The organism is Kribbella hippodromi (genome assembly GCF_039531045.1).
GTDB lineage: Bacteria > Actinomycetota > Actinomycetes > Propionibacteriales > Kribbellaceae > Kribbella > Kribbella hippodromi.
The window spans coordinates 88,756-111,205 of the sequence record NZ_BAAAPH010000011.1; the positions used below are offsets into that span (position 1 = coordinate 88,756).

At 65.6% G+C, this 22,450-nt stretch carries 9 protein-coding genes; all 9 read right to left on the reverse strand.

The genetic code is table 11. The annotated features are described in order from the left end of the window. Position 1: 1 nt before the first annotated feature. The 9 genes from ABD260_RS18435 to ABD260_RS18475 all read right to left on the reverse strand — a co-directional run bounded on the left by ABD260_RS18435 (position 2) and on the right by ABD260_RS18475 (position 22,138). The gene (locus tag ABD260_RS18435) at positions 2–4,864 is read right to left on the reverse strand and encodes an NAD-glutamate dehydrogenase (RefSeq protein ID WP_344234821.1); all 4,863 of its coding nucleotides are present in this window, start codon (positions 4,862–4,864) and stop codon (positions 2–4) included. A gap of 114 nt (positions 4,865–4,978) precedes the next feature. Further along, positions 4,979–5,176 (reverse strand): ferredoxin, encoded by a 198-nt coding sequence (locus tag ABD260_RS18440; RefSeq protein WP_344234822.1) that lies wholly within the window; start codon positions 5,174–5,176, stop codon positions 4,979–4,981. Continuing rightward, on the reverse strand, positions 5,173–6,372 hold the full coding sequence (locus ABD260_RS18445) for an NADH-ubiquinone oxidoreductase-F iron-sulfur binding region domain-containing protein (protein ID WP_344234823.1): 1,200 nt from the start codon (positions 6,370–6,372) through the stop codon (positions 5,173–5,175). Before ABD260_RS18445 ends, ABD260_RS18440 begins: the two co-directional genes overlap by 4 nt. Next, on the reverse strand, positions 6,369–6,917 hold the full coding sequence (locus ABD260_RS18450; RefSeq protein WP_344234824.1) for a hypothetical protein: 549 nt from the start codon (positions 6,915–6,917) through the stop codon (positions 6,369–6,371). The genes ABD260_RS18445 and ABD260_RS18450 overlap by 4 nt, the downstream gene beginning before the upstream one ends. Then, entirely contained in the window at positions 6,917–8,209 is a 1,293-nt protein-coding gene (locus ABD260_RS18455) for an FAD:protein FMN transferase (RefSeq protein ID WP_344234825.1), read from the reverse strand. The genes ABD260_RS18450 and ABD260_RS18455 overlap by 1 nt, the downstream gene beginning before the upstream one ends. An 845-nt stretch (positions 8,210–9,054) precedes the next feature. Next, complete coding sequence (locus tag ABD260_RS18460) at positions 9,055–9,585, reverse strand: hypothetical protein (protein WP_344234826.1); 531 nt, start codon at positions 9,583–9,585, stop codon at positions 9,055–9,057. Between the two features lie 422 nt (positions 9,586–10,007). Beyond that, entirely contained in the window at positions 10,008–10,709 is a 702-nt protein-coding gene (locus ABD260_RS18465; protein WP_344234827.1) for a hypothetical protein, read from the reverse strand. 53 nt (positions 10,710–10,762) lie between these two features. After that, positions 10,763–11,098: a sigma factor-like helix-turn-helix DNA-binding protein gene (locus ABD260_RS18470; RefSeq protein WP_344234828.1), complete on the reverse strand. Its 336-nt coding sequence runs from the start codon at positions 11,096–11,098 to the stop codon at positions 10,763–10,765. A gap of 1,827 nt (positions 11,099–12,925) precedes the next feature. Continuing rightward, a complete protein-coding gene (locus ABD260_RS18475) occupies positions 12,926–22,138 on the reverse strand; it encodes a LamG-like jellyroll fold domain-containing protein (protein WP_344234829.1) in 9,213 nt (3,070 codons plus the stop codon). Positions 22,139–22,450: the final 312 nt, after the last annotated feature.

The following is a 22,450-nucleotide window of genomic DNA, read 5'->3' on the forward strand; positions in this document are numbered from 1 at the left end:
GCTAGGCCTGGTTGGCGATCAGGGTCCGGACCAGCCGCAGGCCGACCGAGAGGTGGGCCAGCTCCGGCCCTTCGATCTCGACGATCTCCTCCAGCATCGACGCGGCCCGGGACAGCGCCGCGGCGTTCTGGTCCTGCCAGGTGATGACCCGGTCCTCGGGCTCGGCCGAGGCGTCGGTGGTGGCGAGCACCTGCCGGGTCAGCCGCGAGTGCACGGCGTGCAGGTCGTCGCGCAGCGCCGCGCGGGCCATCGTCTGCCAGCGGTCGGTCCGGGGCAGGCCGATGATCCGCTCCAGGAACCGGCCGAGCTGCAGCCGTTCACCGAGCGCGAAGTGCACCTTGGCGACCTCGAGGATGTCGATGTCGTCCCGGGACGCGGTCTCGACGATGCCGAGCCCGGCGTAGGTCGGCGGCAGCACGGCGATCCGGGTCGCGAAGTCCTCCGCGACGCCCTTCTGCACAAGGCTTTCCCGCCGCTGCTCGAACAGCGCGAGCTCGCGACCGCGCAACACGTCGGGCAATGCCGTGGTCAGCTTGGCGATGCCCGGACCGAAGAACTCGATCAGCTCCTCGATGTCCACCGGTGGGCGCCGGTTGCTGACCAGCCATCGGGTCGCGCGCTCGACCAGCGTCCGAGTCTCCAGCCGCATGTGCGTCTGGGTCTCGGCGTCGACGATGTTGTCCAGATCGGCGTTCGCCGAGAGCAGCTCCGGCTGCGAGAAGATCCGCGACGCGGCGAGGTTCGCGCGGACGACATCCTCGACCGTGCCGCCCGTCTCCAGCGACAACCGGTGGTACGCGGTGACGCCGGAGGTGTTCACGAATTCGTTCACCACCTGCGTGGTGATGATCTCCCGGCGCAGCTGGTGGCTCTGGATCTGGTCGGCGAACCGCTCGTGGATCGCCTTCGGGAAGTAGCTGGCCAGCTTGTGCTTCAGGAACGGATCGTCCGGCAGCGACGTCTTGAGCAGCTCGGCTTCCATCACGATCTTCGTGTACGCGATCAGCACCGAAAGCTCCGGCGAGGTCAGCCCACGCCCCTCGGCCTTGCGCCGCTTGAACTCCGGGATGCTCGGCAGGAACTCCAGCTGCCGGTCGAGCAGCCCTTGACGCTCGAGCCGCCGGACCCAGTCCTGGTGTACGTGCATCAGCGCCGGCGCCTGGGCGGTCGCGTTCGCGAGGGCGATGTTCTGCCGGTAGTTGCTCTTCAGCACCAGCGCACCGACCTCGTCCGTCATCGAGGCGATGATGTCGTTGCGCTGCTTCTCGGTCAGGTCGCCGTCCGCGACCACCTTGTCCAGCAGGATCTTGATGTTCACCTCGTGGTCGGAGGTGTCCACACCGGCCACGTTGTCGATGAAGTCGGTGTTGATCCGGCCGCCCGCCGCCGCGTACTCGATCCGGCCGAGCTGGGTGCAGCCGAGGTTGCCGCCCTCGCCGACGGCGCGGGCGCGCAGCTCGGAACCGTTCACCCGGATCGCGTCGTTCGCCTTGTCGCCGACATCGGCGTTCGACTCGTTGCTCGACTTCACGTACGTGCCGATGCCACCGTTCCAGAACAGGTCGACCGGCGCCTTCAGGATCGCGTTCATCAACTCGGCCGGGGTCAGTTTGGTGGCGGTGCCTTCGATGCCGAGTACCGAACGGACCTCCGCGGAGATCGGGATCGCCTTCTCGGTCCGCGCGTACACGCCGCCGCCGGCCGAGATCAGCGCGCTGTCGTAGTCCGCCCACGAGGACCGCGGCAGCTCGAACAGCCGCCGCCGCTCGGCGAACGAGGTGGCCGCGTCCGGCGCCGGGTCCAGGAAGATGTGCCGGTGGTCGAACGCCGCAACCAGCCGGATGTGCTCGGACAGCAACATGCCGTTGCCGAACACGTCACCGGACATGTCGCCGACGCCGACGACCGTGAAGTCCTCGTTCTGGCAGTCGTGCCCCATCTCGCGGAAGTGCCGCTTGACCGACTCCCAGGCGCCGCGAGCGGTGATACCCATCGCCTTGTGGTCGTACCCGACCGATCCGCCGGAGGCGAACGCGTCGCCGAGCCAGAAGCCGTACTCCTTCGCGACACCGTTCGCGATGTCCGAGAAGGTCGCGGTGCCCTTGTCGGCGGCCACCACCAGGTACGCGTCGTCGCCGTCGTAGCGGACCACGTCCCGCGGCGGAACGATGTCACCGGCAACGATGTTGTCGGTGATGTCGAGCAGCCCGGAGATGAACGTCTTGTAGGACGCGATCCCCTCGGCCAGCCAGGCGTCCCGGTCGGCCGCCGGGTCCGGCAGCTGCTTGGCGTAGAACCCGCCCTTCGCGCCGACCGGCACGATCACCGAGTTCTTCACCATCTGCGCCTTGACCAGGCCGAGCACCTCGGTCCGGAAGTCCTCGCGCCGGTCCGACCAGCGCAGACCGCCGCGGGCGACCGCGCCGAACCGGAGGTGCACACCTTCGACCCGCGGCGAGTACACGAAGATCTCGTACGCCGGGCGCGGCTGCGGCAGGTCCGGGATGGCCTTCGGCTCCAGCTTCAGCGACAGGTACGACCGAGGCCGGCCGTCCGGGCCGGGCTGGAAGTAGTTGGTCCGCAGCGTCGCCTTCATCACGGTCAGGTACGACCGCAGAATCCTGTCCTCGTCGAGGCTCTGCACCGTGTCCAGCGCGGCCAGGATCTCCTTCTCCAGCTGGTCCATCAGCGTGGTCCGGTCCGGGTCGTCGGCCGGACCGCGCGCCGGGTCGAAGCTGGTCTCGAAGAGCTGCACCAGCAGACTGGCAACGTCCACGTGGTTCAGGAACGTGTTCTCGATGTAGTCCTGGCTGAACGGCGTGCCGCCCTGCCGCATGTAGCGCTGGTAGGCGCGCAGAATCGACACCTGCCGCCAGCTGAGGCTGCCACGCAGTACCAGCGCGTTCAGCTTGTCGGACTCGGCCCTGCCCTGCCATACCGCCTGGAACGTGTCGGAGAACAGCGCACGCAGTTCCTCGCGCTCCTCGGTGTCCTCCGGTGCCTTCAGACCGAAGTCGTAGATGTAGGACATGGTGCCGTCGTCGCAGCGGATCTCGTACGGGCGCTCGTCGATCACTTCGACGCCCATAGCGGTCAGATGCGGCAGTACCTGGGACAGCGAGAGCGGTGAACCGGTGCGGTACACCTTGAACCGGCGCTCACCCTCCCACTCCTCCTCGATCGGGCTGTACAACGACATCGCCAGCCCGTCATCGGCCGGCAGACCCTCCAGTACATGGACGTCGTTGACTGCTACGCGCGCGTCGAAGTCCTCTTTGTACGCCTCCGGGAACGCATCCGCGTACCGGCGGGACAGCTTGGTCACCGCAACGTCGCCGCCTTGCGCATGCAACGCCACGGTGAAGTCATCCGCCCAGGCGCGGGTCGCGTCGACCACCTGCTGCTCCAGCAGGTCAGTGTCGTACTCGCCGACCGTTTCACCTTGTTTCATCCGGACGACGAAGTGCACGCGCGCCAGGACAGACTCGGTGACGTACGCAGCGTACGTGACCGACTCCGCTCCGATGGCGTCCTTCAGGATCTGCTGCATGCGCAGCCGCACCGCGGTGGTGTACCGGTCGCGTGGCAGGTACACCAAGCAGGACAGGTACCGGTTGTAGACGTCACGTCGTACGAACAGCTTGACCGCGCGCCGCTCTTGCAGGTGCAGCACGGACTGCACGATCGGAAGCAGATCCTCTACCGGCGCCTGCAGCAGCTCGTCACGCGGGTACGTCTCCAGTACGTCGAGGAGGCCCTTGCCGCTGTGGCTGTTCGGGTCGAAGCCGGTCTGGCGGAACAGCTCCAGTGCCTTCCGCCGCAGCACCGGCACCTGCATGACGCTCTCGGTGTACGCGGTCGACGACAGCAGACCGATGAACCGGCACTCGCGAACCGGGTCGCCGTTCTCGTCGAACTGCTTGATCCCGACATAGTCCAGGTACGTGGACCGGTGCACGGTCGAGCGGGAGTTCGCCTTGGTCAGGATCAGCAGCTTCCGCTCCTGCGCCTTGGCGCTCACCTCCGGCGGCAGCTTGCCGGAGCCCGGCTTCGGATCCGGCCTGAGGATGCCCAGGCCGGTGCCGGGGCGGCCGCGCAGGATGCCCTGGGCGCCTTCCATGGTGAAGTCGTACTCGCGGTAGCCGAGGAAGGTGAAGTGCTCGTCGGCGAGCCACTCCAGCAGCTCGCGGGCCTCCTCGACCTCGCTCTCGGCGACCGGCAGCTCGGCGGCGTCCAGGCCGGCCGCGATGCTGGTTGCCTTCTCGTGCATCTTCGGCCAGTCCTCGACCGCCTCGCGGACGTCGTTCAGGACCTTCAGCAGGTCGTGCTCGAGGGCGCGGTGCTCGGCGACGTCCGCGATCCGCTCGATCTCCAGGTGCATCCAGCTCTCGCGGACCAGGTCGTGCTCGTCCGCGGTCGCGCTGTCGTCCAGGACGTCCTGCAGCGTGCCGGCCATGTCCCGCCGGACCACGAACTGGGGGTGAATCAGCAGCTGCAGCTCGAGGTTGCGGTCGGTGATCACCATCGCCGCGCTGTCGACCAGGAACGGCATGTCGTCGACGACGATCTCGACCACGGTCCGCCCGTTCGCGGACCAGCCGTACTCCTCCGGTGTCGGAGTGAAAACGTGGACTTTCGCCGTGCCCTGCGGGCGGGTCGTCGCGGACTTGTAGTGGTGCCGCGCGGCGCCCAGGCAGTCGTTCGGCTGCCGCTCGGCGACGTCCTCGGCGGCGACGTGCCGGTAGTACTGCTCCAGGAAGGTCTTCAGCCTGACCGGGTCGACCACTTTGTCGTGCCCATGAGTTCCCGTGGCCACCGCTTTGGCGATCACATCGGCCTTCAGAACGTCCAGCTTGCTCTGCATTCCCCACCGTCTCCACACGTGACGTCGGCGCGCTCCCGCCGGACCGCACGACGTTGTGCGGTCACTCAGAGATTAGTCCACCATCGTCACTGGTGTGGTGCCGGGACGGGGCTGTCATCGATTGGTGAGGCGTAGGGCGAGAGCGGGGCAGGCGAGGATTGCGCGGCGTGCGTCCGGGAGCTCACCGGGGGTGATCTCGCCGGCGCGGAGGACGGGGAATCCCCACTCGTCCATGGCGATGCCGTCCGGCAGCAGACCGGCGCACAGGCCGTGCCCGTCGCACCGGGTCCAGTCGATCTCCAACCTGCTCACCAGGCACCTCCCAGTATCCCTCGCACCGGCCGGCCGCAGCCTGTTCCGGAAAGGTGGCTGTGTACGTCGTCCCCGAACACCTCCAGCGCCGACACCAGGAACCGCGCCGACCCGTCCGGGTGCGCACAGGCGCCGCGCCCCGGAATCACACCGAGATGCCGCTGCGCGTCGTGCCAGCCCTGCGGGTCACCAGCAGTCAGCCTGGTGAAGTCGTCGACCAGTGCGGCCAGACCGAACACGCATGGACCGCATTGGCCGGCCGACTGGTTCGACAGCCACTGCACGACCCTGGTGACCTCACCGAGCGGGCAGGTACTCGATCCGAGCGGAAGCACGATGCCGGCTGACACATCTGGTCGCTGGAGCGTGACGGCGTCGGTCTGGGGCAGCCAGCGGCCGTGGTAGCCGCCTAGTAGGACAGGACCTGGTTCTGCATCTACGTACTGGAGGACCGTGTTCAGTGGGATACCGGTCGGTGTCTCGATCACACCGGGGCGTCGTACGGCACCGGCGATGGTCAGGAGCTGGGTACCCGGCTCAGTACTCGCGCCGGTACTGCTGAAACCACGTGCCCCCAGCCGGGCCAGTACAGCTAGCTGGGCGAACGTCTCCACGTTGGACAGGAAGGTGGGTCGCCGGTGGTAGCCCTTGCGTGTCGGCAAGACCCTCCGGCCGGGTGGTATGGCCGGGGAGCCTTCCAGTGCATTCAGCACGGCGCGGGCCTCCCCTGCGACGAAACGGCCCGGTGTGTCTCGTACCTCGATCGCCAGGTCGTCATCACGCTCCATCAGCGCTTCTCGTACTTTGGTGGCCGCTTCGTGGTCGTGTACGGCGATGAGTACGTGCGGCGCTTGTAGTGCATGTGCGAGACCGACAGCACCGTCCAGTACGAGGTGCGGCGACTGTGCGAGCAGTAGGCGGTCTTTGCGGCTCAGTGGTTCGCTCTCGGAGCCGTTGACGACTACTGCCTCCACTCCACGTCGCGGGAGGTCCTTCAGCTTGAGTGCTACGGGAAAGGCAGCGCCACCGCGTCCTCTGAGCCCGACAGCTTCAGCCAGGGCGGTGTAGTCGTCGCGGTTTCGGTGCGGTTGGGGACCGTGCGTTTGTAGGTGGCGGTGCAGGTCCAGTGGTCCCTGGTCGAGTCCGGCTAGGAGTCTGGCCACACCGATCACTCTGGTTGCTTCGAGCGTTCTCACTGGGCCCTCCACGCGCGAGAGATCGGCGTTGCGTTGAGGCGGTACGCACCTGCTATCGCGACCGCTGCAAGGCAGGTCACGGTGATGGAGAGCATCCACGGCGTAGTGCGGTCCGTACCTGCCAGCAGTGCGTGGCCGATGGACAGGAGCCAGCCAACCGATGCGGCGATGTGCAGCTTGCGCCAGTACTTGGCGAAGCGCGCTGAGACCGCTAGGCGACCGCGGGACGCTCCGACGAGTGATGCCAGTACCAGGCTGTACAGCGCGAGTACGCCGACTGCCATGGCAAAGGGGCGGTACCCGGAGCCGAACGGCCAGTACAGGACTGTCGGACTGATGCTGACGTAGGTGTCAGCTATTACTGCGACCACGTGCGTTGTCAGCAAGACCAGTCCGGTCACTGCGGCTGAGCGGTGGACGTACTGCAGCCAGAAGCGGCGCTCCGGTTTGCGGATGCGCGGCATCACCATGCCTAGTACGGCCGACAGGGTGAACATGACCATCGTGACCACGCCGGCGGCACGGGCCAAGTACCAGAGGGTCATCAGGCGGCCCTGCTAGTAGTCGGCCAGCCGGACAGCTCGGTGACCTCACCGTCCTCGCCTATCAACCGCGCCGGATGACCGGACAGCTTCAACCGCCCGAGTGCCGCGTCACCAGTGGCAATAAGCGCGGTGCTGAAGGTGTTCGCGCGTACAGCCGTCGGCGCCCACACCGAGGCAGTCCGGTACGCCCCTTCGGCCGGATGTCCCGTACGCGGGTCGATTACGTGATGCGCGTACCCGTCCGCCGTACGCCACCGACGTACCGTACGCGTCGACGTGGCGAGCCCCCCGTGCGCCAGCGTCACCAACACACCCGGCCCACCAGCCCGCTCCGCCACCGTCACCACCCAGGGCTCTTTAGGCACCCCCGCTGCCCTTAGATCCCCACCAATCTCAACCAGCACGGCACACCCGTACCGCTTACTCAACAAATTGGCCGCCCGATCAGCAGTCCACGCCTTAGCAGTAGCCCCCAAATCCAGGGCAACCCCCTTGGGCACCCCCAACAACCCCAACTTCCGATGAACCCGCACCTCCCGCCACCCACCAACCCCACCAACGTCCGGCATGCCATCCACCCCAGACGACACCCCACGCACGCCACCACCCACGACCGGCCCGCGCACCCCGCCAACCCCCGGCGGGAACCCGCGCACACCACCACCCACGGGCCGGCCGCCGCGCACCTCCGGCGACAATCCGCGAGCTCCACCCACCACCGGCGACGTCCCGCGCACCTCCTGCGGCAACCTACGAGCTCCACTCACCTCCCGAGGTGGCCGGTGCGCTCCACCCACCACCTGCTCTCCACCAGCCGCCTGCGGTGCACCAGACGCCTCGCGAGCCGCTCGCTCTTCGCGGGTTGGTTGCTCTCCGTGGGGTGATTGCGGTTCCTGGGAGGACTGCAGTTCCTGGGAGGACTGCAGTTCGTGGGGTGTTTGTGGTTCGTGGGGAGAGGGCGGGAAGCGGCGGCGTACGGCTTCTATGTCGGCGTCATACCCAGCAGCAATAACCGCCGCACCAACCGTCGGATCAACTGCCCCGCCGCTCACCTGCGCCGCGACCAAGCTGACATCAACCAGCTCGGCAAACAGCCGCGACACCGGCACGAACGCCCCAGCCCGCCGGTTCACCACCGACAACTCGGAATCAACCCGAAACCGGCTGGCAGCCTTGTCAACCCGATCCATCAATCCTTTGAGCTCACCACAAGCCGCCCCCAGCACGGCCGGGTCGTCCACGGTCAGCCGCACCGAGCAACTCCACGCACTCCAAGCCCGCGACGCACTCATGACCCATGACTCCCACCCTGAGAGCTGGACCCCGAGTCCGCCGACCCAAGCCCACTACCGCTGCTCGAACTACTCCCACCCGAACTAGTCCCATTGGAACTAGTCCCACCCGAACTATCACTCGAGCCACCGGAGCTCCCGGAAGCATTTGAGCCACTCGAACTGCTGGAACCCGATTCGTCCGAGCTCGTCGCCGCCCCCGACCCAGCGCCGGAGTGCTTGGCCGACACAACCGCGACCGACACCCCCGTCGCCCCAACCCCAAGCACCGCGGTCGCGATCGCAGCCACCGAAGCCCGCCGCACCCACCCCCGCCGCCCCGAACGTGATCCGCCGTTCCCACCTGTCATCACCATGCAACGAGGCTCGCCCGATCCCCCTCAGCCCCACTCCAAGAAACCCTCAAGCCACCATCAAGTTCTCCTGAACCTTCCCTGAAAGCCCCGCTCAGAATCCGCCACACATCCTAGGAAGCGCCCGCACAGCGCCCCGTACAGCTCCCGGTGCAGCGCCCCGTGCAGCTCCCGGTGCAGCGCCCCGTGCAGGCGACAGCTTCCACGACACAAACGCCCCCACCGCGGCGGAGGACGGCGCCGCGCCCGGTCAGCCGGGGTGCCGTGTTCACCGGGGCCGAGCGAGGCCGGATCCGCAAGCAGCACCCCGGACCGGCGCCGAGGCGGGACGCCGGATGCCGGTGGTCGCCGGATGCCGGTGGTCGCCGGGTGCCGGTGAGTTGCGTGTGGTTGCCGGTGCCGAGCGAGTTGCGAGTGGTTGCACGGCGCCGGGTGAGTTGCGGGTGGTTAACGGGTGCCGGTTCAGCAGGGCACTGGCACGCCCGTTGTGGGTCAGGCCAGGCGGTTGACGGCTGACTTGGCCAAGGAAGCGATTGCCTTGTCGACCGAGCCTGGCGTTCCGCTGGCCTCGGCGATGCCGTAGTTGGTGCCCTTGCTGAAGACGACGATGCCCCCGCTCGGGCGGGTCTCGCGCCCGCGGTACGACACCGCCCAGGTGGCGACACCCGTACCGACCTTCACGGTGTGCGTCGGACCGTAGTGGAAGTCCCACTGCGACGTACCAGCCTGGCAGCCCCGAATACCGGCGTTGACCAGCGTCTTGGCGTACCCACTCGCCTGTGCCGCCGACTTGGCCTGCGCGATCGACTCGGTGAGCAACTGCTCCTTGTCATTCCGGCTAGTCCACGCCACGTTGATCGGCTTGCGAGCCCCGTGCAGGACGCCCGTCCACGGGTTCCCTTCCCCCAGGCACGCGGAGAAGTCTTCGTCCCGGTTGAGTCCGATCTTCGCGGTGTCGAGCTTCGGGCTCACCGCGGCGAGGTCCTCGCTCTGCAGCAGCTGACTCGACCCAATCGCCCGCACAGCCGCCACACCCGCCCCGGACCGCTCCACCGCGCCCTGACCGGACGTAGCCCCCTCACCCGTCGACTGGACCGACCCTGCCTTCCCAACAGCGGACTGCCCGGCTCCGGCGTGACCGGAGGTGGGCTGGTCGGCTTGAGCCGGCATGAGCCCCCAGGCCACACTGACCGAGACAGAAGCGACGACTGCCGCGCCCGCAAGCACTCCAAGCGAACGCACCCGGCGCCGCCCGCCCGTACCGTGCGACCGGCCTGTTTCCGGACCGCCGCTCCCCGAGCGCGACGGGCCGGTGGTGTTGTTGTCGGTAAGCATCAAGATTCCCCTTCTGGTCGTGCCGCCGAAGCAGCACGGCGGTTGCTGTCACCACCAGAGAGGGGCCATGCCAGCATTTTGTTGGATGCGACTTTCCAACAGCACCGTTCTCAGCCCAGGCGGCGGGCCGCGAGGCGGCTCAGGGTGGCGAGTTGCTTGGCGGCGTCACCATCAGCGACCACACAAGCCGCCTCGTCACCGGCGCTGGAACACCAGTTGATGCTGAACACAGCAACATGGTTTCCACGGCGCAGCACGGCCGTACCCCCACTGATCTTCGCGTCCTTTGGCGCCCGCCCAGCGGTGTTGAACGACCCGTCGATCTCGCCCACCCAGCTAGCAGTCGTCACCCGGTCGATCGGTTCGCTGTGCGTGGCTCCGTACACCCAATAGCCGGCCGGCCGCTTCTGACACGCTTCCAGCTTGCCGAGTACCTGCCGTGCGACCTGTTCGGCCTCGTCTTCGTCGCGGGCAGCAACCGCCTGCTCGTACGCGACGACGGTCCCGCCCTCCCACGTTCGCTGGACAGGCGGTCCACTGACGGCGATGTCGTCAAGGGTCTGCATCTTGTCGCAGCCAACCAACTCGAGCCGTACGTCGGGCGGTTGCGGACTGACCGCCAGTCCGACGCTACTGAGGTCGGCGTTGCTGAGCATGTTCGCGCTGGTGACCGGACCATCAAGCGACCCGCTCTGCGTACTCGCACTGGGCCGCGGCGAGCTGGTGTGAGCAGGCGGCACCGGAGTCGTGCCACTCTCACCAGGACGACCAGCCACGGGCGTACCCGCATCCGGCAGCACAACAGCACCCACCACCGCTCCCAGCACTGCAGCGGCCCCAACCACGCACATCCCCGTACGAGGCCTCATGACCGCCGCGAAGCGTCCGACCGGAGTCGCGGCTCCATGAACTTCCGCGCCCGGTGGATGCGGTCCTTGACCGTACCCAGCCCTGTCTTCGTGACGTCGGCGATCTCCTGATAGCTGAGCTCACCCAGGTCGCGGAGGATGAAGGACTCGACCAGTACGGGATGCTGCTGCTCGAGTTCGTCCAGCGCGTCGAGCAGGTCCAGGCGGGTGCCCGCGATCACACTCGTCGTCCGCGGATCGGGCGATTCGGGGACAGTGTCCAGTACGCCGAGCGCGTCGGCCCGGTCCCGCAGCGAACGGTACGTCGCCCGCGCCGCATTGGAACTGATCACGGTCACCCAACCGGCAAACGACCCCCGACCCGTGTACGAGGCCAACTTTCGGCTGATGATCAGGAGATCCTATAGATCTGGCCACCACCAAGCTTCCTCTGAATCTGCTTCGCCACCTTCTCGCAGCCAGTCCAGCATTTCGAATCCGCGGGATCCTGCGGCTTCCACCGCGGTCCGAGATCGTCGGGTTTCGGTGGCGTGAAGTCGTCTCCATCATCGCCCGGCGGATGTGCGGTTCCTCCACTACCTCCTGCGATGATGGAGAGGAGGATTTTGGTTGGTAGTCCGAGGACGCCGAAGCCGCCGGCTATTACTGCGCCGCCGCCGACGATGGCCTGGGCCGGTGGGAGTGGGACGAATCCGCCGCCGGCTCCTCCTCGGCCTGCGCCGCCCCAGCCGCCGCCGCTTCCGCCGGCCATGCAGGGAGCACCGCACGCGGGGTTGTTTGTCGATCCCAGGCCGCCGCCGAGGCCCATGTTGAACCAGTTGTAGTCGGTGGTGGTGCCGACGTTGGAGATGACGGAGCCGTACTGGTTGACAGGACGTTCTTGTATTACCGGTCGGGCCAGGCGCTGGGTTTGTCAGTCAGGTTGTTTAGGTACCGACGATGGAGGCCGGCCAGGTTGAGGCGTGTCCCAACACAGCCATCAGTATGAAATTCACCCGAGCCCTTGACACTCGATCGAACACTGCCCAGCGCATATCGCCGCATATCGCCACCCATGCACGGCACCTTGAGGACCTCGACAACGCAACAAGGCAGGTCGAATGGTAAATGCCATCACAAGGCCCCGATCAACGGCCCACCCAACTCAAGATCAACACTGGGCACTTACCTCGATGACCAAGGATTCGAAATCGACATCTCCGGGACCATCGCCGCAATGAAGGCGAACCGAGCTCTGCGACCAAGCGTCGATCAAGATCCCAGCATTGCCGATCCAGGCGTGCGTCACACCGGATTCATTACATCCAGCTATTCCACATCCTGAGGTCCCGAGTTGGGCTTCTTCCACCGGACGACCGCGGCGTCAGAAATTCAACACTCAACGGGAAAGGAGCAGTATCTGTCCATAGAATCGCCTTAGATGGGAGCTAGTTGTTAATTCTCAGACTTAGACCGTTCTTTGCAGACAAGTTTACCGCATGTCGCACATTCGGCGACATGCGCACCACATCGATCTTGCCACCTCGGACATCCATTGGCACGGGCCACAAATACGACATGTGCACCGATTCTCCGCCGAGGTCGATTGCGCAATCCTCAGATTCAATAAACCGACACCACTTAAAGTCACGATACAATTCTCTGATATCCCAGCCGCCTACGTGGAGCGAAGAGCGCATGGCCCTGTGACCACCTCGGTGCGAAGTTTGTTCCGCCGGACCGAAACGGCACAGACTCGTGACTCAATTCCATCGACTCCACTGCGATCGACGTCTTGCTGCCTCCATTGCTGGACCGCACCGACCTTCAGTGCGCGGCGCGTCGGGACCATACCTCCCATCAGCTGCGCCGCAGCACGAGTCGGCTTAGGCAAGATCTTCAAAGTCCGCGTTGGCAAGGTCGGACAATGCCGACATTACGTTCTCACGCGTAACACTAGGCACGACAAGAACATGCGACAACGCACACCTGCCGGACCTCTCTATCTCATCCAAAACTTCTTGATGTAGCCGCGCCGAATCATAGATCGTCAGATTCCACTGCCGAACTCCCCTGCGCACCACAACATCAACGAGGTACCCTTTCGACTCGGTCTCGAACTCATACCCGTCGAGATATCCTGGAAATTCCACCTCAAAGTCGCTCTCCAACGTAACCTCCTAGCGGATCTTAACTTTAGCAAGCTCCTTAGCGAATTGCTCTGGCGTCAGATTTGCTCCCGGCCGTGGTGCAATCTCATAATGCTCCAAATCCTTCCCTCTCTGAATTATTCGGAGCGTGCTCGGGATGGAACTCTGATCGACCTCGTATGGCACAAATCCCTTGGAGGTCAACTTTCCGGAGTTACTGAACAAAGAGATACCATGGCTGTCCTTGACGAAGCCGGTTTGCTTGTCCACCTTATATTCATTTGGGCGCGGTTCGAAACTTGGTGGATCATCGCCTCGGCCGCCCCGAAAACACTCTCTAGGCGGGCCACAGTCACCGTCATCGGGTGGTTGAGCGGTCCCTCCACTAGTTCCTCCGCCGCCTCCCTTGCCTGCGATGATGGAGAGGAGGATTTTGGTTGGTAGTCCGAGGACGCCGAAGCCGCCGGCTATTACTGCGCCGCCGCCGACGATGGCCTGGGCCGGTGGGAGTGGGACGAATCCGCCGCCGGCTCCTCCTCGGCCTGCGCCGCCCCAGCCGCCGCCGCTTCCGCCGGCCATGCAGGGAGCACCGCACGCGGGGTTGTTTGTCGATCCCAGGCCACCGGTGAGACCCATGTTGAACCAGTTGTAGTTGCCGGTGGTGCCGACGTTGGAGATGACGGAGCCGTACTGGTTCAGGGCGTTCTTGTATTGCTGGTCGGACCAGGCGCTGGTTTCGTCGGTTAGGTCACCTTGGGGGCCGACGACTGTGGCTGGGGTGGCAGGGTTGGTTGGGCAGAGGGGGTTGCCGGAGGCGCAGACCGGGTCGCCGGGTGGCGGCTGCTTGACGTTCTGGGCGTCTTGCTCCAGCTGATCGCGTTCCTTCTTGATCTTCTTGTTGAGCTGGCATTGGGGGTCGCAGGGCGGCGGTGGTGGCGGCGGCTTCGGCCCACACCGGGTCTTACACCCCCCATCCCCATCCCCATCGTCGTCTCCACCGTCACCCTGGCCGGTGCCGGGGCAGTTCTTACCCCCACCGCCCGGCGGGCACTTCACCTCACAGGTATTGGTCTCCTTGCACGTCGGCTTCTTGGGAGGTTTGGGCGGCTTGTAATCACAGGGATGCCAGTCGACAAAATCGTCGCCCCCTTCGGTCATCCGAATCTTCTTGGTGATGCTGTAGTCACGGTCGCAGTTCCCGCCACCACCGGGATCCTGGCGAATATTTCCGGTCGGGTCGTTGTAGGTGAGGGGGTTGCCGCCGGCGTACGCGTACAGGTTTTGGACGGAACTGGTGGTTCCCGCGTTGTGGGTGATTGTGTCTCGGGAGTTGAAGGTGGCGGTGTTGGGGTTGTACCAGCGGGCGCCTTGGTTTACGTCGCCGGAGCGGGGGTCGGTCCAGTCGCCTTGGTAGCCGACTCGGTATTTGAGGCCGGTGGCGTTGGTGGATTGGCCGAAGGGGTCGTAGGTGCGGGAGTCGGGGAGGCCTGCGGACAGGGTTGTGTCGGTGGGGTCGAAGCCGGCGACGATGTCGCCGTGGCGGTCGGCCAGGACCAGGCGCTTGGTGGTTTCGTAGCCGACGGCCAGCAGGCCGTCCGAAGCCGCGCGGCCGAAGAACTGGGTGCCGTCGGAGACGACCTCGTCGCTGAAGCCGTCGTAGCGCATTCGGGCCGTGCCGGCCTGGACAGGACGGTCGAGGGCGTCGTAGGTGAAGTCACGGTCCGAGCGGGTGATCATCCGGTCGAAAGCGTCGAAGCTGAACGCCTCCGTCGTCGTGGTCCCGCCCGCCGTGGTCGCCTGCGTCCGCAACGCACCGCGGGGCGAGTAGGTGTAGGTGGAGGTGCCGTCGTCCAGGAGCCGGTTGCGTTCGTCAAAGGACGCGAGCTTCGTACCGGCCTTGGTGCGGTTCGAGTTCGCGTCCCAGCCGTACGCGGTGGTCGTCGTTCCCTTCGTCCATGAGGTGAGGCGTCCGAGCTGGTCATAGGCGTACGTGTTGTTGCCGGCGCCCGCGACCCCGGTGGTGTTCTTCGAAGTGACGTTGTTGTCGGCGTCGTACCCATAGGTGATCGATGACACCGAAGCAGCACCGGCCTTGAGCACATCCGAGTTCATCCGCCCGTATGCGTCGTACCCAACTGTGCGGACCCGCCCCGAGCCGAAGTCGATTGTCGACAACTGACCGGCCGCGTTGTAGCCGATTGTCTGCAACAGACGCGTGACCGGATCGGTGACCGTCGCCGGACGACCATTCACATACGTGAAGTCGGCGGTACCGGCGGCATCGATCCGCTGTGTCAGTTGACCATCGGGGTCATATCCTTGCGTCGACGTACCGGACGGGCCATCGGCGCGCAGCAGCATCCCTCGGTCGTTGTAGCTGTAGGTGTTGACACCATCCAGCGCACTCGAGGTCGCCAGTCGGCCACCCAAGTCGTAGGTCAGGTTGCGCGCCGCAGTCGGCGACTCCGCGTTGGCACCGGTCTCGGTCTGCAGCCGTCCCGCCGCATCAAAGACCCGCGTCCGAGTGACACCGCCCGGAGACAGCAGCGAGACCGCGTTCCCAGCCGCGTCGTACGACGCCGTCCAGGTCCGATCGGTCAGCGCCGGATGCGCCGTGGTGGACGGCTCGATCACCTTCTCCGGCAGACCCAGACTGTTCACGGTGTACGTGGTCGCGTTTCCACGCCCATCGGTGTACCTGGTCCGGTTGCCCGCCGCGTCGTACCCGTACGACACGTTCACCTGATCGGTCGCCGACACCGGATCGGTCTGCGTGATCAGCCGGCCAAGCGCGTCAAACGTGTACGTCGACGCACGATTCCCCGACGCCGGTGTCGACGAAACAAGATTGCCGTCCAAGTCGTACCCGAGCACGGTGGTGCCCAGGGCAACGTTCGACGAGTTCAACGTCTTCGAAGCGACCAGTTGCCCGGCCTTGTCGTACGTCGCGACGCTGCTCCGCCCCATCGCATCCGACGACCGCACTTGACGCCCGGCGTAGTCGTAGCCCAACTGCGAAACCACGTTGTTCGGATCGGTCGACTTGGTCAACTGACCGAGCGTGTCATAAGTGCTCAACGCGACCGCGCCGGACGGCGACTGCGCACTCACGACGTTGTCCATGTCGTCGTACGTCAGCCGCGTCACGAAGTTCGCAGCCGTCGGCTTCCGCTCCACGGCCGTGGACGTGACCACCCGGTCCAGGTCGTCGTAGGTGAACTTCTTCACCGCACCCAACGGATCGGTCGTCGACTCCACGTCACCGTTTGGCGTGTACGTGACCTTCGAGACGGCCCGCTCGTCATTCGTCTTGCCCGGTGCGTCGACCTGTACCCGCTGATTCAGCTGGTCGTAGGTGAATCGAGTCGCATTGCCCCGCTCGTCGACCTGCTGTAACAGGTTCCCGACCGCGTCGTAGCTGAAGCTCGTCTTGGGCGTCACCGCGCTACCACCCGGCGGTGTATAGGGCGCCCCACTCACCTCAGCTGTCCGGCCGAGCTTGTCGAACACCGACTTCGTCACGTTCCCGAGCGCGTCCTTCGACGAGGTCGCTTGCCCGAACGCGCCGTACCCGACCAACGCGGTCGGCTGCACGTCAGCCGGCGTACCGCCGTCCTGCTCGGCCTTCACCTTCGGCGCGACGGTCTTGATCAACCGGCCGAGCTCGTCACTCACGTACGTCGTGGTGAAGTCCGCCTTGACCGCGCCGGACGCATTGCCTCGCGGCGTCGTCATCGCAGTGGTCAACCCACGCTGGTCGTACACCCACGATGTCGTCAGATTGCCCGACGTGTTCTCCACCGTCTGCGACACCCGTCGCCCGGCCGCGTCGAACACGTAGTTGGTCGCATCAACGACCGCGGTCGGCCCGGCGAGGTCGGCGTTCGACCAGTCGCCGGTGTTCTCCTGGCGGGTCACATTCCCGGCCAGGTCGTGCACGTACGAGGCTTTCCGCTTCAGCCCCGCCGGGTCACTCGTCTCGGTCCCGACCCGCCCCGCGACATCGATCGTGTACGTCGTCGTGGACTTGCCGTTGTCCGTGACCGCCTGAACCCGGTTGCCGGCCTTGTCGTAGGTGTTCGATTCCAAGACGTACGGCCGCGTCGATCCATCAGGGTTGTGGAAACCCTCCAGTTTCTTGGTCTTGAGCGTGTCGTCGAGGTTGTACTCGTACGTCACCAGCCGGCCCATCGCGTCGACCTCGGCCCGCTTCCGGCCGGCCAGGTCGTACTGCGTCTTCGACCGCACCGCATAGTCGATCCCCTCCCGCGGACCGTCCGTCGGCGGGTTGTTCGGATCGGCCGGAAGGTTCAGGTCCCAAACCTCGGTCGGCATGTTCAGATCCGAGTACTTGTACTCGAACCGGTTCCCGTTCGCGTCCTCCGACCAGGTCCGGTTCCCGGCATCGTCGTACCCCTGCTGCGACTGCTTGCCGTCGGCATCGACCGTCGACGCCAGCCGGTTCCGGTCGTCGTACGTCATCGTCGTGACCCGCGGCTCGTCGGCCGTCGTCAGATCCCGCGCCGTCGTCTTCACCACGTTGCCGTCGGCGTCGTACTCCAGCTCGGCCTTCTGCTGATGCTGCTCACCAGTCACCGCGTCCGTCGTCACCGGCCCGGTGATCGCCGTGACCCGCGACATCTTGTCGTAGTCGTACGACGTGGTCACACCGGTCGGATAGGTGTCCGAAATCTGTGTCTCGGTCTTCTTTCGCCCGATCTCGTCGTAGGTGTACTTCGTCACCAGCCCCGACGGCGCCGTCGTCTGCACAAGGCCACCGAACTGGTCGTACAAGTACTGCGTCACTGCCGACGTCGACGCGTTGACCTTCACTGTCTCGGTCTTCAGCAATCCCGGCGGCATCGCCTTGCCGTCAGGCCCCGTCTGCACCCCATCGGTGTACGCGTACGTCTTCAGGCCACCATCCGGACTGAACTCCGACGCCACATCCCCCGAAGCCGTGATGTTCCGGTTCTTCTTGTACGTGTTGTCGGCCGGCCCCGACGAGCGACCGTCACGAAACTCCCACAGCTTGTCCCAGCGCGGATCGAGCGCCGGCCAGATCGCATTCGTGAAGTACGTGCTGTACTCGGTCCGGCAGTCCGTCCCACCCGCACCGCGACAGGTCTTCGTCGACGTCGCGTTGCCACGATCGTCGTACGCCATGCTGACCTCGCCACCCATCTCACTGGTGACCTTCGTCAACTGACCCGTCTTGTCGTGGGTGAAGCTCCGGATCGCATAGCCGACATCCGGCCAGTGCGGTGTCGTATCCGCCGTCCACGGCTTGTGCGTGTCCTCACCGAGCGGCCGTCCAGTACGCAGCAGCCAGCCACCCAGAGCGTCGTACTCATACATGTACGAGCTGTTGCCCGGACCGGTGACCAGAACATCGCGGACCAGGTCCTTGGAGTTGCCGATCAGTTCGGGAGCGCCGACCGTCCAAGCACCACCGTTCCCGTCGACATACTTCTGCACTCTGTCATTGGCCTGGTTGTACTCGATCTGAGCAGTTGTCCGACCCGCGGCCGACGTGATCGACGACAACTGATCAGCAGCGTTGCGACCCTGCTGCCAGTGCGCGACCACATCCTTGGTCGTCAGCGGATGCGAGTACAGCGCCACCTCGTCGATCTGACCGGTGAAGTACTTCACCGACTGCGTCCCGTACGACGGCCATGCTGTCGGCGCCGCCGCGACAGCCGCACCGATCTGGGTGACCGGGAACTGCTCGTGATCCACCACGCTCTGGGTGATTGTCCCGATCGCGACACCATCCAGGTACAGCGACTGCCGTGTCCCCAGTGAGCTCAGGACGACGTGGTGCCATTGGTTGTCATTCACCAAGCCGACTGAGGTCATCGGCGCCGCCGAACCGTGCCAGAACTGACCACGCAGCTTGCCGTCCGCGCCGACGTACAGCACCGGCATGCCACCGGTCGTGGCCTTGCCCCACGACTCTTTCTGGTATCCCAGCAGCGGCTGACTCGTCGACCCGCTCGTCTTGAACCACAACTCGACCGCCTCATCGCGGCTCCGGGTCGAGATCCCGTTCGGCAACTGGACCCGGCCCGCCCCGGTGAAGGCAACCGACTTGTCCGCATCGCCGGCGCCGGCCAACGCGCTGCCTTGCCCGTACTGGACGCCCGCGTACGTACCGAAGCCGTCGTCCAGCGCGATGTCCACCTCGTTGGTGGCATTGGCATCGCTGCCATCGTCGGACAGCCGGAAGTACCCGTCCGGCTTACTGTCCAGCACCGCGCTGCGATAGTGCGACCCCGGCGCCGAACCGTACGTCGTGCATTTCTGCTCGCTATTGCACGACTTCGTCAGCACATCACCGGAGTACTCGTACGTCCATGTCAGCGGCGAACCGCCGACCGGCTGCGTACTGACCGACGCAACGTGCTTGTTGTCAGCCGTCCAGGTGAACGACAGCTTCCGCCCCGCGCCGTCCAAACTCGCTGCGGAGTCCAGCGTCCCGTCCGCGCGATAGGCCAGCGTGAGGGGTTTGCCCTGCGTGGCATAGATCTTCGACAGCCGCCCGGTACCGGCCGCGAACTCGTACTTCGTGCCCGGTGCGATCTGCAACGTCCAAGGGCCGTTGGCCGCAGCAGCAGTCAGGACCGCCTTCGATCCGCGCGGCGCGGCGAACGTGCCGTCCGCGTTCCGGCCGAACCGGACCTGCCGGCCGTCGGGGTACGTGACAAGAGCGTTCCCGTTGTCATTGTTCTCGAGCACCAGACGCATGTCGTACCGGCTGGTCCAGCCCGCCCCGAACAAGCCGTCACGCCGCGGATCGAGGCTGTTGTACGTCCGCGCGACGTTCAACTCCGGACCCGCCACCGGCACCACGATGTCCAGCGCCGAGGCCGTGTAGTTCCCGACCGCCGGATCGTACGGCTTGTCCTGCGACTTCCCGTCATTGTTCGCGATATGCCCCGTGATCGCCGGCTGCGGCACGTCGGTGAACAGCCCGATCTGTGGACCAATCGAATGCGAACCGTCGTTGTCCTGAACGTAGATCTCCCACCGGTACTCACGGTTCCAGGCCAGCTTCCCGGCCGGCACGATCCAGGTCTTCGACGACGTGTAGTCACCCCTGAAGAAGCACCCGACATGGGTGTCCTCGCCGACGACCTCACACAGCCGGAACGAGTACTTCAGGGTGTTCGCCGGCGCGTCCGGGTCGATCGCGGACGCCCACACCTGGGGCGTCAAGGAGTACGCCTGCGCGCCGTTCAGCGGCCAGACCTTCGACAGATCCACCACTGGTGGAACGTTCTGGATGGTGATCAACCGAGCCGCGGGCACCACGCCCCAGTCGGTGTACCAGCGATGGACGGTCGTATCTCGATGCACCATCGAGAACTCGAGCTGATAATCGACGCCCGCTGCGCTACCAGGGAGGGGATTGACCGCGACGTCCAGATTGATCTTTCCACCGTGCGGCACCGACGTGGTCACCGGAGTGCTCAGCACCGCCCAGTTCTGCAGCTTGCCACCCTTGTAGATCCGGTAACTCATGTAGTCGTTGCCCGGCTGCCAGGTGAACCCGCCCAGGTTCGTGATCGTCATCGGGAACTTCCCGGCCTTGTCCTGCGTGACATAGTCCGCCGGGTTCTGCTTCCGGAACGCGTACGACGCGTGGTACGGCGAATGCGTCACCGCCAGCCGCGGCGGATTCGCGGTGTTGATACCGGCCAGCTTCTTCCACGAGTACCGATCCGAGCGCTGATTCGCGAACAACGCGAACCCGAAGTTCGACCGCTTCCCATCAACCAGGCTCTGCAGCCAAGAAACACCGGCGGCGTTGAACGGCAGCGCGTCGTACATTGGCTGACAGGCTGTCGTTCCGGTCGAGTTCGACACGTATCCACGCGAGAAACTCTTCGCTGCGACCACCGACGGCGTCGTCTGCGGACCCGGATACTTCAAGCTCGGCAAGGGCGTCGACTGCCACCCTTCCATCACCCCGTACACATCGAGCGCACGCGACGAACAGGTGTCGGCTTGGTAGTTGTACACCTCAAGCTGCGCCGCGACGATCGTGTCGTACCGGAACGCATCCACCAGACTCGGGAACGACAACAGCGACGTGAACGCGTTCCAGCCGGACGTCGACGAACAGTTCGTCGTACCCGCCGCCGGACGGCAACCCACCTGCAGGTCGCTCGCGCCGCTGATCGAACCGTTCACACCCGCACTGACCGCATAGTTCGGCGTCACCCGATCCGTCGGAATCACCGTCGGGTCGACCCGCACCGGGAACACCCGCGCGGGGTCATCCAGCCAAGCGCTGTCCGCCGTGACCTTGAGCGCCTGCCGGCCGTCAACAGTCACCAGCTCGTATGCGACCGCGTTCGACGTCGCGCGTACCTCGACCGTGTTCGAGTCCTCCATCGTGCCGGCCGGAATCCGCGCCCGCTCGGTCCCGTGCTCGTCGGTCAGCACCACGTCCCGCCCGACCAGGGACGCGGTCAGATTGGCGCTGAGATTCAGCGGGAACACGAACGAACGCGGCGCCGTGGCCGACTTGAGGACGATCGTTTCCTTGACACCACGCGGCTGCGATTCCAGCTCCAGATCCGAGCCAGGTAAGAACTCCGGAAAGAGCACCTTGCTGCCCGCCAACTGCCCTGGCACAGCCGCGGCACCCGCCACACCCCAACCAACCGTGTGCCCGTCACCCAACTCCAGACCCGCCACCGGATCCGCGTCCGCCTGTCCCGCGATCCAGGAAGAGATCTCCGTCGAGATCGTCTCCCAGCCACCGCCCTCGCGCGGCTGCAAGTTCGCGTTGATCCCGGCCCACGAACCATCAGGCTTCTGGAAGTTCAACGGCGCGGGCGACAGCATGCTCGTCTCGGTGCCGTCCGCGTTGACAAACGTCTGTGAGTAGCGGTCCCGCTTCTCCGGCAGCTCCCGGCTCGTCTGCTTGTCGAACCCCTTCACCGACAGCTGTTTCGACGGCGTCGCCTTCGCGGCCTTCGGAGCAGGCTGCTCCGCTGCGGCATTCACGGGCTTCGCTGCCGTGACTGGAAACCTCGACCGCAATGACGGCGGCCTTACCTGGTTCTGCCCAGCCGGCAACGGGGCAGGCAACTTCCCCGCACCAAGTCGCTGGGCCGGCGCCTTCGCCTCTCCCTTACCTGACATCGCCGCCGGCGGCACCGGTGGATCAGCCGCCGCGGCCGGTGCGGCAGGCAACGCCGGACCGAGCCCGAGCAGCGGAACAGCCAACGCGACAAGAATCGCGGTCAGCCTCGCTACCCGTACCCGACGACGGCGAGCACGTGAAGACAACCTGGACTTGGGCATGACGAGATCCCCCTGGGCGTGGATGACCTGAATCACGACCCTGGGGTCCCGCGACCCCACCAGCGCCGTCTCCGACCCTATTTGCTGAGGTTCCGAAGAGCCAGGAATAGGCAGGTACCTGCAAATCTTCGAAAATCTGTAACGCCGCGACTGCGCTGAGCTTCGGGAGGCAGGCGCCACTGTGCGGGCCGGTAGGCTCTGCGGGGTTCTGTGGGTCTATGGCGAGGGTGATTG

Coding starts and splice junctions, on each gene's coding strand:
- ABD260_RS18450 (WP_344234824.1), bottom strand. CDS start 6,917: ATGACCCTCTGGTACTTGGCCCGTGCCGCCGGCGTGGTCACGATGGTC.
- ABD260_RS18435 (WP_344234821.1), bottom strand. CDS start 4,864: ATGCAGAGCAAGCTGGACGTTCTGAAGGCCGATGTGATCGCCAAAGCG.
- ABD260_RS18455 (WP_344234825.1), bottom strand. CDS start 8,209: ATGAGTGCGTCGCGGGCTTGGAGTGCGTGGAGTTGCTCGGTGCGGCTG.